Raw genomic sequence first — 14,779 nt, forward strand, 5'->3', positions numbered from 1 at the left:
ATGAAACTGTACAACCTTAAAGATCACAACGAACAGGTCAGCTTCGCGCAAGCGATCAAACAGGGCTTGGGCAAACAGCAAGGGCTATTTTTTCCACTTGAATTGCCAGAGTTTGAACTGACTGAGATTGATAAACTGCTGGATCTGGATTTTGTCACGCGCAGCAGCCGTATTTTGTCTGCGTTTATTGGTAATGAAATCGCGCCAGAAGTGTTAACCAAACGCGTTCAGGCGGCTTTTGAATTCCCAGCCCCAATCGCGCACGTTGAAAATGATATCGCCGCGCTGGAGCTGTTCCACGGCCCGACACTGGCGTTTAAAGATTTTGGCGCACGTTTTATGGCGCAGATGTTGGCAGAAGTGGCGGGCGATCAGCCGGTGACTATCCTGACCGCAACCTCCGGTGACACTGGCGCGGCGGTGGCTCATGCGTTCTACGGCCTGAAAAATGTACGGGTGGTTATCCTCTATCCGCGTGGCAAAATCAGCCCGTTGCAGGAGAAGCTGTTCTGTACGCTGGGCGGAAATATTCACACAGTAGCGATTGAAGGCGATTTTGATGCTTGTCAGGCGTTGGTAAAACAAGCCTTTGACGATGAAGAGCTGAAACAGGAACTGAGCCTTAATTCCGCTAACTCAATCAATATCAGCCGCCTGCTGGCGCAAATCTGTTATTACTTTGAAGCGGTGGCCCAGTTGCCACAAGAAGCGCGTAATCAACTGGTTATCTCGGTACCAAGCGGCAATTTCGGTGATTTGACTGCCGGCCTGCTGGCAAAATCATTAGGTTTACCGGTAAAACGCTTTATCGCCGCCACCAATGCCAATGATACCGTACCGCGCTTTCTGGTGAGCGGCGAGTGGCAGCCGAAACCGACGGTGGCGACATTATCAAATGCGATGGATGTGAGCCAACCGAATAACTGGCCGCGAGTAGAGGAGCTATATCGTCGCAAAATCTGGCAACTGAAGGATTTGTGCCACGGCGCAGTGAGCGATGACGTGACTAAAGAAACGATGCGCGAGCTGGCAAAACTGGGTTATATCTCAGAGCCTCATGCCGCCATTGCTTACCGTGTCTTGCGTGATCAGTTACAGGACGGTGAGTTCGGTTTGTTCATCGGCACTGCGCATCCGGCAAAATTTAAAGAGAGCGTGGAGGCGGTTCTCGGGCAGGAATTACCGCTGCCAAAACCACTGGCTATCCGGGCGAAGTTACCGTTGCTATCCCATGATTTACCGGCTGATTTTGCGCAATTACGCACTTTCTTGATGGCTTTGCCAAAGTAACAGGGCACTCTTTGTAAAGAAGTAGAACGAAGGGAAGCGTGCCGTTGGGGTCGTAGTGGCGTGAGCCACCGGAGTGCCCCTCGGTGCGTTAAACCCTTCGCATACCAAATTTAAAAGGGCTGTAGCCTTTTTAAATTGATCGGTTAGAAGCTGTAGCAACGAAGATCAGCGCAGCTCAGCGCGCTTAAATACCAGTTCATTTTTTGCCGACAACCCGGCATCAAACTCATAGCCTTCCAGATTGAAATCAACCAGTTGCTCTGGTTTGGTCAATTTATTCTGAATAATAAAGCGGCTCATCAGGCCACGGGCTTTCTTGGCATAGAAACTGATGATTTTGTATTTGCTATTTTTCTCATCCAAAAATACCGGTTTAATCAGTGAACCGGCCAGTTTTGCAGGTTTCACGGCTTTAAAATATTCATCAGAAGCCAGATTAATCAGTATGTTATCACCTTGCTGATCAAGGGCTTGATTGAGTTTCTCGGTTATCTGCTCACCCCAGAATGAATAGAGGTCTTTACCGCGTGGATTCGCCAGTTTGATCCCCATTTCCAGACGATATGGTTGCATTAGATCCAGTGGGCGCAATAGGCCGTACAAACCTGAAAGCATTCGCAGATGCTGTTGAGCAAAATCAAAATCGGCAGCACTGAAATCCTGTGCCTGCATACCGGTATAGACATCACCTTTAAAAGCCAAAATCGCCTGACGCGCATTCTCAGGTGTAAAATGGGGTTGCCATTCGCTGAACCGTGCGGCATTTAAGCCTGCCAGTTTATCGCTAATGCCCATCAGGCTGCTGATTTGGGCAGGTGTTAGCTCACGGCAGATCTCGATAAGCTGTTGTGACTTATCCAACATTTCTGGCTGCGTAAACTTCTTGGTTGCCAACGGACTTTGATAATCAAGGGTTTTGGCCGGAGAGATAATAATAAGCATAACGGCATCCTGCTTTTCCAAAAAAGACACTGTAGCAAAAAGTGTGTGCTAGCAAAAAGGAGATTGAGCGATTGCTAAAATAGGTATCCCTATCGTACTTGACGTTGTAGGGTTGTTTGCAGCCTACTTACAAGCGAATAGGCCTTAGGCATAGATTGAATTGTCGGTGATGATAGCGTTTAGCTAAATCGTCTCAGCACGATAAGAATGGACGAAATTGCTATTAACCTGATGCTTTCCGGTTGTTTCAATTGGCGAAAACGGTTGCTAATTGCAGATGACTGTTTTGCGTTTTTTTTAAACAGTTTAACTGCCTTGCACCAAGGCTTACGCATGTTATTATCAGAACAAAGGCAGGGCTTCGAAATCGCCGCTACTTTTCTGTAACATATTAAAAGTTATGCGAAATGCCAAAAGTTCATGCACAAACGATGAGAAACGACAACATGACCGATAAACTTACTTCCCTACGTCAAATCACCACTGTAGTAGCAGATACCGGGGATATCGCGGCGATGAAATTGTATCAGCCGCAAGATGCGACCACCAACCCATCATTGATTCTGAATGCAGCTCAGATCCCTGAATACCGCAAATTGATCGATGAAGCTATTGCCTGGGCGCGCGAACAAAGCAGCAGTCATGCCCAGCAGATCGTTGATGCCACTGACAAACTGGCTGTGAATATCGGTTTAGAAATTCTAAAACTGATCCCCGGCCGCATTTCTACTGAAGTTGATGCCCGTCTCTCTTATGACACTGTTGCCAGCGTGGCGAAAGCCAAGCGTTTGATCAAAATGTATAACGAAGCCGGTATCAGTAATGACCGTATTCTGATCAAGCTGGCCTCAACCTGGCAGGGTATCCGTGCCGCAGAGCAGTTGGAAAAAGAAGGCATTAACTGTAACCTGACGCTGCTATTCTCCTTTGCTCAAGCGCGTGCTTGTGCTGAAGCCGGTGTGTTCCTGATTTCACCGTTTGTTGGCCGTATTCTTGACTGGTACAAAGCCAATGGCGACAAAAAAGAGTTCGCGCCACATGAAGATCCCGGTGTGGTTTCCGTGACCGAGATTTACCAGTATTACAAAAAACACGGCTATAGCACCGTGGTAATGGGCGCAAGCTTCCGTAATCTGGGTGAGATCATCGAGCTGGCCGGTTGTGACCGCCTGACTATCGCACCATCATTGCTAAAAGAGCTGGCAGAAAGCGAAGGCTCGGTTGAGCGTAAACTGGTTTACACCGGCGAAGTTCAGGCTAAACCAGCCCCACTGACTGAAGCTGAATTCTACTGGCAGCACAATCAGGACCCAATGGCGATTGATAAGCTGGCTGACGGTATCCGTAAGTTTGCAATCGATCAGGGTAAACTTGAGAAAATGATCTCTGACCTGCTGTAATTTGAGTGATGCGGGCAGTGTTTGACGAAAAGGTGGCGTAAGCCGCCTTTTTTATTGCCTGCCATCAAGGGAGGTTTGTGGTTTGGCTATGATATTATTCATACACGATATAGGACATTTTGTTGAGGTGGTCGCATGAATACATTACGGATAGGTTTAGTGTCGGTTTCAGACCGCGCATCCAGTGGGGTTTATCAGGATAAAGGGATTCCGGCGTTAGAAGCATGGCTGGCAAGTGCGTTGACCACGCCTTTTTACATCGAAACGCGCCTGATACCCGATGAGCAGACATTAATTGAACAAACGTTGTGTGAATTGGTGGATGAAATGGGCTGCCACCTGGTGTTAACCACCGGCGGAACCGGCCCGGCGCGGCGTGATGTGACGCCTGATGCCACTCTGGCTATCGCTGATCGGCAGATGCCGGGCTTTGGTGAGCAAATGCGGCAAATCAGCCTTCATTTTGTGCCTACCGCTATTTTATCCCGTCAGGTAGGGGTTATCCGCAAGCAGGCATTGATCATCAACTTGCCGGGGCAGCCTAAATCAATCAAAGAGACGCTGGAAGGCGTGAAAGACGCCGAGTCGAAAGTGGTGGTGGCCGGTATCTTTGCCAGCGTGCCTTATTGCATTCAATTGCTGGATGGGCCTTATGTCGAGACCAACAGCGCAGTAGTAGCTGCTTTTCGTCCTAAGAGTGCGCTTATCGATATAAAAAACTAAATTAAATTTTTTTGCAACATAAGTCACTATTCTAACGGTGTGAGGAATTTTGTACGGTATAGTCATATTTACTTTACAAATAGTTGAAACAATTTTTCTTCCCCTACTCTGGTTTATTACGGTGTCATATGCCTCAAGAACATAGCTCATCTCAAGTCGACTCACCGCAACCTCATGTTGCCCAACAACATAATCCTAATCGTCGCTTGAATAGGCAAGATTACAAAACTCTCACTCTTGCCGCATTAGGTGGAGCGCTAGAGTTTTATGATTTCATTATTTTCGTCTTCTTCGCAGCGGTCATCGGTGACCTTTTCTTCCCGGTAGATATGCCCGAGTGGTTACGTCAGGTGCAGACATTCGGTATCTTTGCCGCCGGCTATCTCGCTCGCCCACTGGGCGGCATTATCATGGCGCACTTTGGTGATTTAGTTGGCCGTAAGAAGATGTTTACCCTCAGTATTCTGTTGATGGCATTGCCAACACTGGCCATCGGTATGTTGCCAACCTATGCTTCCATCGGCATTGCAGCACCATTATTACTGCTACTTATGCGCGTGTTGCAAGGTGCGGCAATCGGTGGCGAAGTTCCCGGTGCATGGGTTTTTGTGGCGGAACACGTACCGCGCAGGCGTATTGGCATTGCCTGTGGCACCTTAACCGCCGGTTTAACGGCAGGTATCTTGCTGGGGTCGCTGGTCGCCACAGCGATGAATACCACGCTGAGTCATCAGGCTATTCTGGATGGCGGTTGGCGCGTACCGTTCTTCCTTGGCGGAATATTTGGCTTATTTGCCATGTACTTACGCCGCTGGTTGCAGGAAACGCCTATTTTTAAAGAGATGCAGGCGCGTAAGGCTCTGGCTGAAGAGTTACCTCTGAAATCCGTGGTGGTTAATCATAAGAAAGAAGTGTTTGTTTGCATGTTACTGACCTGGTTGCTGTCGGCCGGGATCGTGGTGGTTATTCTGATGACCCCTACTTATTTGCAAAAACAGTTCGGTGTACTGCCCGCGCTGGCATTGCAGGCAAATAGTCTGGCGATTGTGGCACTGGTGTTTGGCTGTGTGATTGCCGGTTTGGTGATTGACCGCTTCGGTGCCAGCAAGACCTTTATTGTTGGCAGCCTGATGCTGGCAGTATCAACATGGTTGTTCTATCACAGCAATTTGACTGATCCGAGCCAACTCTTTACGCATTATATGATGGCAGGATTCTGTGTGGGTATTGTCGGCGCTGTGCCGTATGTGATGGTGCGCGCTTTCCCAGCAGAGGTTCGTTTTACTGGAATCTCGTTCTCATACAATGTGGCTTATGCGATTTTTGGCGGCCTGACACCGATTATCGTGACCTTGCTCATGAAGGTAACGCCGATGGCACCGGCATATTATATGCTGTTGTTATCGCTGGTGGGATTATTGCTAGGGATTTATCTGCATAATGATCTGAACAGTGAAGCAAAGCCGGTGCCCGCAGCGGCTAATACGGTTCCTGTGCGGAGTTAAGGGCTGACAAGAATATGACGCTACTGGTGATGAATTCATTGTCATGATAAATAAAAAAAGCCCTGCATATTTAAATTGCAGGGCTTTTTTGTCATTTAGTTACAGCAGTGAGTAACAATACACCGCGATTAAGCGGCGGTTTGCACTTTCAATGTCGGGCTTGGTTCGCCAATCGGCAGCACGGTACGGCCATATTGTTCGTTCAATACTTCCGCCATTGCTAAATAGATTGCGCTGACGCCACAGATGATGCCTTCAAAACCAGCAAAAACCAGCAAGGTATGATTACCGGTGAAGTTACCGACAGCCAGCAGCGCAAACAGCACCGTCAAGCTACCGAACACAAATTGCAAGGCGCGGTTAGCAGGCAGGGTGCCAAAGAACATAAACAGCGTGAAGATGCCCCACAGACCCAAGTAAACACCGAGGAATTGTGCATCCGTGGCTTCTGCCAACCCCATTTTAGGCAACATCAGCAGGCCGACCAGACTCAGCCAGAATGCACCATAGGAGGTAAACGCGGTCGCGGCAAAGGTATTGCCTTTTTTATACTCCAGCATCCCTGCCAGAATTTGTGCCAGACCACCGTAAAAAATCCCCATACTCAAAATAACAGAGGTCAGGGGGAAGAAGCCTGCGTTGTGCAGGTTGAGCAAGACGGTTGTCATCCCAAAACCCATCAGGCCTAACGGGCCAGGATTCGCCAACTTGGTGGTGTTCATAAGTCCTCTGCAATAACAGATTGCTAAAAATAATGGATAAATATCCGAATAAGTATAAAGCGCCTGAATGACTAAAAAGTCGTCTATTCCCTCAGTGCGCGCGGCATCATAATGATCCCTGCGCTTGGAAACAATGATCTTGAGGGTGATAAAAAGTAATTTTTTTTCATCTTCCCCCTTGATGCTGAGTTTCGTGGCCCCATCTTATTCCCAACCGCAGGGACTAATCGTGGATCAGCGGACACATGCTTTAGTGAAATATTGAGCATGGAAAAATTGATTATGCAGATACGGGCAGTTGAAAATAAACATTCCGCCCACATATAGATTAGTAACTTGACCGAATATGACTTTTTAGTGGAGGCGTTTTAGATGGGTAAAATTATTGGTATCGACTTGGGTACTACCAACTCTTGTGTAGCAATTATGGATGGTAATAAAGCACGCGTGCTGGAAAACAGCGAAGGCGATCGCACCACGCCTTCTATTATCGCGTATACCCAAGATGGTGAAATTCTGGTTGGTCAACCGGCTAAACGTCAGGCTATCACTAACCCACAAAACACACTGTTTGCTATCAAACGTTTGATTGGCCGTCGTTTCCAGGACGAAGAAGTACAGCGTGATAAAGATATCATGCCGTACAAAATCGTGGCAGCTGACAACGGCGATGCTTGGGTTGAAGTAAAAGGCCAAAAAGTTGCACCACCGCAGATTTCTGCTGAAGTGCTGAAGAAAATGAAGAAAACGGCTGAAGATTTCCTGGGTGAACCAGTAACTGAAGCGGTTATCACTGTACCGGCCTACTTCAACGATGCTCAGCGTCAGGCAACCAAAGATGCTGGTCGTATCGCAGGTCTGGAAGTAAAACGTATCATCAACGAACCAACCGCAGCGGCACTGGCCTACGGTCTGGATAAAGAAGTCGGTAACCGTACTATCGCGGTTTATGACCTCGGTGGTGGTACTTTCGATATCTCTATTATCGAAATCGACGAAGTTGATGGCGAAAAAACCTTTGAAGTTCTGGCAACCAACGGTGATACCCACTTGGGTGGTGAAGACTTCGATAGCCGTCTGATCAACTATCTGGTTGAAGAATTCAAGAAAGACCAGGGTATGGATCTGCGTACTGATCCACTGGCAATGCAGCGTCTGAAAGAAGCCGCTGAAAAAGCGAAAATTGAGCTGTCTTCAGCTCAACAGACCGACGTTAACCTGCCGTACATCACGGCGGATGGCAGCGGTCCAAAACACATGAACATCAAAGTGACCCGCGCTAAGTTGGAGTCACTGGTAGAAGATCTGGTTAACCGTTCGATTGAACCGTTGAAAGTGGCTTTACAAGATGCTGGCTTGTCTGTTTCCGATATCCAGGACGTTATCCTGGTCGGTGGTCAGACTCGTATGCCGATGGTTCAGAAGAAAGTGTCTGATTTCTTCGGTAAAGAACCACGTAAAGACGTGAACCCAGATGAAGCTGTAGCGATTGGTGCGGCAGTGCAGGGGGGTGTTCTGTCTGGTGAAGTGAAAGACGTTCTGTTGTTGGACGTCACTCCACTGTCACTGGGTATTGAAACTATGGGTGGTGTGATGACTCCGCTTATCACCAAAAACACCACTATCCCAACCAAGCACAGTCAGGTGTTCTCTACTGCGGAAGATAACCAGTCTGCGGTAACCATCCATGTGCTACAGGGTGAGCGTAAACGTGCTCAGGATAACAAGTCTCTGGGCCAGTTCAACCTGGATGGTATTCAGGCAGCCCCTCGCGGCATGGCGCAAATCGAAGTGACCTTCGACATCGACGCCGACGGTATTTTACATGTGTCTGCTAAAGACAAAAATACCGGTCGTGAGCAGAAGATAACCATCAAGGCATCTTCTGGTCTGAACGAGGAAGAGATCCAGAAAATGGTACGCGATGCTGAAGCTAACGCTGAAACAGACCGTAAGTTTGAAGAGCTGGTGCAAACACGTAACCAGGCTGACCATCTGATTCACGGTACGCGTAAACAGTTGGAAGAAGCCGGCGACAAACTGCCAGCCGATGACAAAACAGCTATCGAAGATGCGATGAAAGCGCTGGAAGTCACGTTGAAAGGCGAAGACAAAGCAGAAATCGAAGCGAAAACTCAGGCTCTGGTGCAGGTTTCTGGCAAATTGCTGGAAATGGCTCAGCAGCAGCAAGCTGCCGCAGGCGGTGATGCTGGCGATACCAGTGCCAAGAAAGAAGACGACGTGGTAGACGCCGAATTCGAAGAAGTGAAAGACAAAAAATAATCGCCCTTAAGCGGGCACAGCAGTGGTAGGCCTTACTGTTGCTGGAAACCAGCACGGGCGTCGAGGAAACTCTACGCCCGTGCACGCATGTTAAGGGTAGGAAAAAAAGAGAATGGCGAAGAGAGATTATTACGAGGTTTTAGGCGTTAAAAAAGACGCTGATGAACGTGAAATCAAAAAGGCCTATAAACGCCTGGCAGTAAAGTACCATCCGGACCGTAATCAGGATGAGAACGATACCGGTGAAAATTTCAAAGAAGTTAAAGAAGCCTACGAAATTCTGACCGACCCACAAAAGCGTGCGGCATACGATCAATACGGTCACGCAGCCTTTGAACAAGGTGGTATGGGCGGTGGTGGTTTTGGTGGCGGTGGCGGTGCTGATTTCACCGATATCTTCGGTGATGTTTTCGGTGATATTTTTGGTGGTGGCCGTCGGCAACAACGTGCTTCCCGTGGTTCGGATCTGCGCTACAACATGGATTTGACACTGGAAGAAGCGGTACGCGGCGTGACCAAAGAGATCCGCATCCCAACGCTGGATGAGTGTGACGTTTGCCACGGTAGTGGCGCAAAACCGGGCAGTTCTCCGGTGACTTGTCCTACCTGCCACGGCCACGGCCAGGTGCAGATGCGCCAAGGGTTCTTCACCGTACAGCAGGCATGTCCTCATTGTCATGGCCGTGGTCAAATCATTAAAGACCCGTGCAACAAATGTCGAGGAAATGGCCGCGTTGAGAAAGCCAAAACGCTGTCGGTCAAGATCCCGGCAGGTGTAGATACCGGTGACCGCATTCGCTTAAGTGGCGAAGGTGAAGCAGGCGAACACGGTGCTTCATCAGGTGATTTGTACGTTCAGGTGCAAGTTAAAGCGCATCCAATCTTCGAACGAGAAGGCAATAACCTGTATTGTGAAGTGCCAATCAACTTTGCGATGGCAGCCTTGGGCGGCGAGATTGAAGTCCCGACGTTGGATGGTCGTGTTAAGCTGAAAGTACCTGCGGAAACTCAAACCGGCAAACTGTTCCGGATGCGTGGTAAAGGGGTTAAATCTGTGCGTGGTGGTGCTCAGGGCGACTTACTGTGCCGCGTTGTGGTCGAGACGCCAGTCCACTTGAACGAAAAACAGAAACAACTGCTGCGTGAGTTGGAACAAAGCTTTGTCGGCGCTGCGGGTGAGAAGAATAGCCCGCGTTCGAAGAGCTTCCTTGATGGCGTGAAGAAGTTTTTTGACGACCTGACTCGCTAATTAGTCGCTAACTGGCTAATAAAGCAGAGAAAATAAAAAATCCTCGATAAACATCGGGGATTTTTTTCATCTCACCTGCGCAACATAATGTGATGTGAATCACTTATTACTCGGTTTTTTCGAGCATTAAGCGCAATAAAAACGACTTTTTTCGAGTTAAGGAATATCCTAAAATTCATGCATTGATTTGCCGGGCAGCAGCTCACCGTCCGATGTAAGGAGTTACTCATTGTGACAAACATGATTCGTCAATTTTTACGCCAAGAGGCTGCGGGCGGCCTGATTTTAATTTTCGCCGCCGTCGTCGCCTTATTTATGGCTAACAGCTCATTGCATGGGCTTTATCAATCATTTCTGGATGTACCGGTATCGGTAAAAATAGCATCACTGGATATCAGTAAGCCGCTGTTGCTATGGATCAATGATGGCCTAATGGCGATATTCTTCCTGGTTGTCGGCTTGGAAGTTAAGCGCGAACTGATGGAAGGTTCATTAGCAGGGCGTGATAAAGCGGTTTTTCCGGCCATTGCTGCCTTAGGCGGTATGTTGGCTCCGGCGCTGATTTATTTACTGTTTAATGGGGCTGATGAGATTACCCGCCAAGGGTGGGCAATTCCGGCTGCAACTGATATTGCTTTTGCACTGGGTGTCATGGCATTACTGGGGAACCGAGTGCCAACCAGCCTGAAAGTCTTTTTACTGGCATTAGCCATTATTGATGACTTGGGCGTTATCGTTATTATCGCACTGTTTTATACCCATGAGGTTTCGCTATTAGCCTTAGGTTTAGCTGCTGCGGCCATTGCGCTACTGGCATATATGAACTGGCGCGGGGTTGGGAAGACATCAGCCTATCTACTGGTCGGGTTAGTGCTGTGGGTCTGCATCCTTAAATCAGGCGTACATGCGACCTTAGCCGGTGTGATTGTTGGCTTTATGATACCGCTTCACACGAAAGATAAGCGCTCGCCTTCGGAGTCACTGGAGCATGGTTTGCACCCGTGGGTGGCCTATTTGATTCTGCCATTGTTTGCATTTGCCAATGCGGGGGTGTCATTGCAGGGCGTTTCTCTATCCGGGCTAACATCATTGTTGCCGATGGGGATTGCGGCTGGCCTGTTTATCGGTAAGCCATTGGGGATCTTCCTCTTTAGTTGGCTCGCGGTTAAGCTGGGGATTGCTAAACTGCCTGACGCGATAAACTTTAAGCAGATTTTTGCAGTGTCGGTGCTGTGTGGGATTGGTTTCACCATGTCGATATTTATCGCTTCACTGGCATTCGAAGGTGCGGATGTTGCTTTGCTCACCTACTCTAAGTTGGGCATATTATTAGGATCTACCGCCGCGGCGCTTGTCGGTTACAGCTTATTGCGTCTGGCATTGCCCGCGAATCGAAAAGCAGTGAATTAATCAGCCATTATACTGATGGTATTTTAATACCGCCGGTGTGAAGGTAATGACACCGGCGGTTTTGTTTGGAAACGCCTGACTTACAGTTGGTGTAGGTCTTATACCCATAGATTTCACGATGCAGGAAGGTGGTAAAGCAGAGATAAATCGCTGATGAGCCGATTTGAAGCGCATTTATGCTAGCCCGTAGGATGAGTTTGCTTGAGGCTTGTTAATCACGATGAGCAAGTGATTCGGGTTAGCGAAAGCCGCCAACACACCTGCACCTGAACTATGACGGATATAGAACAGGGACGGTTTGTCGTGGACGGAGCCATATATCTGGCCCTGCGGCATGTTAAGGAGATAACAATATGCGAATGTCACATATCAATTTCAATCATCTTTTTTACTTTTGGCAGGTTTGTAAGGCCGGTTCAGTCGTGGGTGCGGCAGAAGCACTATTCCTGACACCGCAAACGATTACCGGTCAGATCAAAGCACTGGAAGAGCGGCTCGGCGGTAAGTTATTTAAGCGGCAGGGGCGAGGGTTGGTTCCCTCTGAACTTGGGCAACTGGTTTTTCGCTATGCCGACAAAATGTTTATGCTCAGCCACGAAATGCTGGATATCGTAAATTATCGCAAAGAGTCGAACCTGTTATTTGATGTCGGTGTTGCAGATGCTTTATCGAAACGTTTAGTCAGCCAGGTGTTAGAAACCGCTGTGGCTGACCATGAAAAGATTCATCTGCGTTGTTTCGAATCAACCCATGAAATGCTGCTGGAGCAGTTGAGTCAGCATAAGCTGGATATGATCCTCTCTGATTGCCCGGTTGATTCCAGCCAGCAAGAAGGGTTGTTCTCGGTCAAATTGGGGGAGTGCAGCGTGAGTTTCTATTGCCGTCAGCCCATTCCAGATTTACCTTTCCCGGCCTGTTTGCAGCAAAAGAAATTATTGATCCCCGGTCGTCGCTCAATGCTAGGGCGTAAATTGCTTAACTGGATTAACAGTAAAGGTATACAGGTAGAGATTCTGGGGGAGTTCGATGACGCTGCGTTGATGAATGCTTTTGCTATTTATCATAATGTTATTTTTGTCGCACCCACCATGTATGCAGCTGATACCTACGCTAAAGATGACAACATTGTTGAAATTGGTCGTCTGGATAGTGTGGTGGAAGAGTATTACGTGATTTTTGCTGAACGTATGATCCAGCATCCAGCAGTACAGCGGGTTTGTAACAAAGATTTTTCCGCACTTTTTAGCGGCTAAATATACCCGCTGTCTTTCAAACTACAGATGAGTTGGCTGTCATCGTGACTCCGCCTATTCTTGGGCCTCGCTTCTGCGAGGCCACTGCAAGCCCTGTTTAAACCTGTTTTCTGATACTTTTAGTCAAAATCAATTGGTTATCCTGAATATTATCATAAGTAAACTCATCAGCCTTAACCGGTGGGAGAGGCTAAATGTGGTTAAAATCGGTTCGCAACCGATTTGTCTCTCTGGCGGTTTTATGCATTTTTAAGTTTATAAGGTATAGGCAGGGTTGAACATGAAGTGGCTAAATGATAAATAATCCAAAAAAAGGATATAAAAAAACCGGCCTAAGCCGGTCTTTTTACTAAGCAATCGACGTAATGCAATTACTGCATTGCGTTGATTTGCGCTACTAAGTTAGACTTATGACGCGCTGCTTTGTTTTTGTGGATCAGACCTTTACAGGACTGACGATCCACGATTGGTTGCATTTCATTAAATGCTTTTTGCGCTGCGTCTTTATCGCCAGCTGCAATTGCCGCATACACCTTCTTAATGAAGGTACGCACCATTGAGCGACGGCTAGCATTATGCTTGCGGCGTTTCTCAGACTGTACGGCGCGTTTCTTAGCTGATTTGATATTAGCCAAGGTCCAACTCCCAAATATATTCTATTGAGGACAATTCAAAGGCCGAGGAATATGCCCTTTTAGCCTTCGTTTGTCAATGGATTTGTGCAAATAAGCGCCGTTTGTACGGGCGGCACTTGCTACGTTGTGATGGAGCGGGATTTTACCAGCTTCGCGCTGCGGAATACAGTCTTTCGAAAGAAAATTCCACAGTTCACTGCCTCGAAGGGATTTGACGGTGGTTCTTGTAAAAATCTCAGCCTGCTTCTGTATTCAACGGCGTGCGTATTCTACAGGATAAACTCAGTAAAAGGGGTTTTACCTGCATATTATTGGCAAAATGGTATGACTTTCGATTAAAGGTGCCAATCGCGGGTTAACCTTAACCGCTGTACAAGGTATAATCCGGCGATTTCCACTGTTTTGAGCCAGCTATGGAGCTAATTCGCGGTATACATAATATCCGGGCACGCCACCATGGTTGCGTGCTAACTATCGGTAACTTTGATGGTGTCCATCGTGGGCATCAAGCCTTACTGGAGCAACTAAAGCGTGAAGGTCTACGTTTGGGGCTGCCTGTTATGGTAATGATATTTGAACCGCAACCACTGGAATTGTTTGCAGCGGATAAAGCACCGGCTCGACTAACGCGTTTACGCGATAAAGCCAGATACCTGGCCGAAGTCGGTGTTGACTATTTATTGTGTGTTAAATTTGATCCGCGTTTTGCAGCTATTACTGCGCAAGCTTTCGTTGCTCAGTTGCTGGTAGAGAAGTTGGGTGTTAAGTTTTTAACCGTGGGCGATGATTTTCGCTTTGGCGCAGGGCGTCAGGGGGATTTTCAGCTACTACAGCAAGCGGGTGCTGAATTTGGTTTTGATGTTATCAGCACTGACAGCTTTTGTGATGGTGGGCTGCGCATTAGCAGTACTGCGATCCGTCAGGCGCTTCATAATGACGATTTGGCATTGGCAGAAACCCTGCTTGGTCACCCATACAGTATTTCCGGCCGTGTCGTTCACGGTGATGAACTGGGGCGGACGATTGGCTTCCCCACGGCGAACCTGCCGTTAAAACGTTTAGTCGCTCCGGTGAAAGGAGTGTATGCAGTTGATGTTTATGGCTTGGGTCCAAAGCCATTACCCGGTGTGGCCAATATTGGTACCCGGCCCACGGTTGCGGGTGTTCGCCAGCAGCTTGAGGTTCATCTGCTTGATGTCACAATGGATCTTTATGGGCGTCATATTGATGTGGTGCTCTGCGCAAAACTGCGCAACGAACAGCGTTTTGCTTCGCTCGATGCCCTAAAGCAGCAAATCGCCAATGATGTGGTGACGGCCCGAACCTTTTTCGGGCTAAAGACACCGGTTTAATATTTCTAGCCGAAA

General features: G+C 48.0%; 12 protein-coding genes. 9 read left to right on the plus strand and 3 right to left on the minus strand.

What is annotated here, in order from left to right; all coding sequences use genetic code 11:
• Positions 1-1,290, plus strand: a complete 1,290-nt coding sequence (gene thrC, locus YALDO0001_RS10185; RefSeq protein WP_004702722.1) for a threonine synthase — start codon at positions 1-3, stop codon at positions 1,288-1,290.
• A 165-nt stretch (positions 1,291-1,455) separates the two neighbouring features.
• Here the strand turns inward: thrC and yaaA are convergent, their stop codons facing one another.
• On the minus strand, positions 1,456-2,232 hold the full coding sequence (yaaA, locus tag YALDO0001_RS10190; protein ID WP_042839735.1) for a peroxide stress protein YaaA: 777 nt from the start codon (positions 2,230-2,232) through the stop codon (positions 1,456-1,458).
• Between the two features lie 446 nt (positions 2,233-2,678).
• On the opposite strand from yaaA, the gene tal reads away from it, so the two are divergent.
• The 3 genes from tal (at position 2,679) to YALDO0001_RS10210 (ending at position 5,860) form a co-directional block, all read left to right on the plus strand.
• Positions 2,679-3,632: a transaldolase gene (gene tal, locus YALDO0001_RS10200; protein ID WP_042839736.1), complete on the plus strand. Its 954-nt coding sequence runs from the start codon at positions 2,679-2,681 to the stop codon at positions 3,630-3,632.
• A 135-nt stretch (positions 3,633-3,767) separates the two neighbouring features.
• Positions 3,768-4,355: a molybdopterin adenylyltransferase gene (gene mog / locus YALDO0001_RS10205; RefSeq protein WP_004702729.1), complete on the plus strand. Its 588-nt coding sequence runs from the start codon at positions 3,768-3,770 to the stop codon at positions 4,353-4,355.
• A 128-nt stretch (positions 4,356-4,483) separates the two neighbouring features.
• The gene (locus tag YALDO0001_RS10210; protein WP_004702732.1) at positions 4,484-5,860 is read left to right on the plus strand and encodes an MFS transporter; all 1,377 of its coding nucleotides are present in this window, start codon (positions 4,484-4,486) and stop codon (positions 5,858-5,860) included.
• 128 nt (positions 5,861-5,988) lie between these two features.
• On the opposite strand, the gene satP is transcribed toward YALDO0001_RS10210, so the two are convergent.
• Positions 5,989-6,582, minus strand: coding sequence for an acetate uptake transporter (gene satP / locus YALDO0001_RS10215; protein WP_004702733.1), 594 nt, complete (start codon positions 6,580-6,582; stop codon positions 5,989-5,991).
• Between the two features lie 372 nt (positions 6,583-6,954).
• Between satP and dnaK the strand changes: the two genes are divergently transcribed.
• From dnaK to nhaR, 4 genes are all read left to right on the plus strand, one after another.
• On the plus strand, positions 6,955-8,865 hold the full coding sequence (gene dnaK / locus YALDO0001_RS10220) for a molecular chaperone DnaK (protein ID WP_004702736.1): 1,911 nt from the start codon (positions 6,955-6,957) through the stop codon (positions 8,863-8,865).
• A 112-nt stretch (positions 8,866-8,977) separates the two neighbouring features.
• On the plus strand, positions 8,978-10,114 hold the full coding sequence (dnaJ, locus tag YALDO0001_RS10225) for a molecular chaperone DnaJ (RefSeq protein WP_004702737.1): 1,137 nt from the start codon (positions 8,978-8,980) through the stop codon (positions 10,112-10,114).
• Between the two features lie 231 nt (positions 10,115-10,345).
• A complete protein-coding gene (gene nhaA, locus YALDO0001_RS10230; RefSeq protein WP_042839738.1) occupies positions 10,346-11,524 on the plus strand; it encodes a Na+/H+ antiporter NhaA in 1,179 nt (392 codons plus the stop codon).
• A gap of 353 nt (positions 11,525-11,877) precedes the next feature.
• A complete protein-coding gene (gene nhaR / locus YALDO0001_RS10235) occupies positions 11,878-12,777 on the plus strand; it encodes a transcriptional activator NhaR (RefSeq protein ID WP_042547763.1) in 900 nt (299 codons plus the stop codon).
• 371 nt (positions 12,778-13,148) lie between these two features.
• Here the strand turns inward: nhaR and rpsT are convergent, their stop codons facing one another.
• Complete coding sequence (rpsT, locus tag YALDO0001_RS10240; protein ID WP_002220715.1) at positions 13,149-13,412, minus strand: 30S ribosomal protein S20; 264 nt, start codon at positions 13,410-13,412, stop codon at positions 13,149-13,151.
• A gap of 413 nt (positions 13,413-13,825) precedes the next feature.
• Here rpsT and ribF point away from each other — a divergent pair, with 413 nt between their 5' ends.
• Positions 13,826-14,764 carry a bifunctional riboflavin kinase/FAD synthetase gene (ribF, locus tag YALDO0001_RS10245; RefSeq protein WP_042839740.1) on the plus strand — a complete coding sequence of 313 codons (939 nt, stop codon included), beginning with the start codon at positions 13,826-13,828 and terminating at the stop codon, positions 14,762-14,764.
• The last annotated feature ends 15 nt before the right edge of the window (positions 14,765-14,779 follow it).

Origin of the sequence: Yersinia aldovae ATCC 35236, assembly GCF_000173735.1 — a bacterium.
Classification (GTDB): domain Bacteria; phylum Pseudomonadota; class Gammaproteobacteria; order Enterobacterales; family Enterobacteriaceae; genus Yersinia; species Yersinia aldovae.

Coding starts and splice junctions, on each gene's coding strand:
- mog (WP_004702729.1), top strand. CDS start 3,768: ATGAATACATTACGGATAGGTTTAGTGTCGGTTTCAGACCGCGCATCC.
- ribF (WP_042839740.1), top strand. CDS start 13,826: ATGGAGCTAATTCGCGGTATACATAATATCCGGGCACGCCACCATGGT.
- thrC (WP_004702722.1), top strand. CDS start 1: ATGAAACTGTACAACCTTAAAGATCACAACGAACAGGTCAGCTTCGCG.
- YALDO0001_RS10210 (WP_004702732.1), top strand. CDS start 4,484: ATGCCTCAAGAACATAGCTCATCTCAAGTCGACTCACCGCAACCTCAT.
- satP (WP_004702733.1), bottom strand. CDS start 6,582: ATGAACACCACCAAGTTGGCGAATCCTGGCCCGTTAGGCCTGATGGGT.
- dnaJ (WP_004702737.1), top strand. CDS start 8,978: ATGGCGAAGAGAGATTATTACGAGGTTTTAGGCGTTAAAAAAGACGCT.
- yaaA (WP_042839735.1), bottom strand. CDS start 2,232: ATGCTTATTATTATCTCTCCGGCCAAAACCCTTGATTATCAAAGTCCG.
- tal (WP_042839736.1), top strand. CDS start 2,679: ATGACCGATAAACTTACTTCCCTACGTCAAATCACCACTGTAGTAGCA.
- dnaK (WP_004702736.1), top strand. CDS start 6,955: ATGGGTAAAATTATTGGTATCGACTTGGGTACTACCAACTCTTGTGTA.
- nhaR (WP_042547763.1), top strand. CDS start 11,878: ATGCGAATGTCACATATCAATTTCAATCATCTTTTTTACTTTTGGCAG.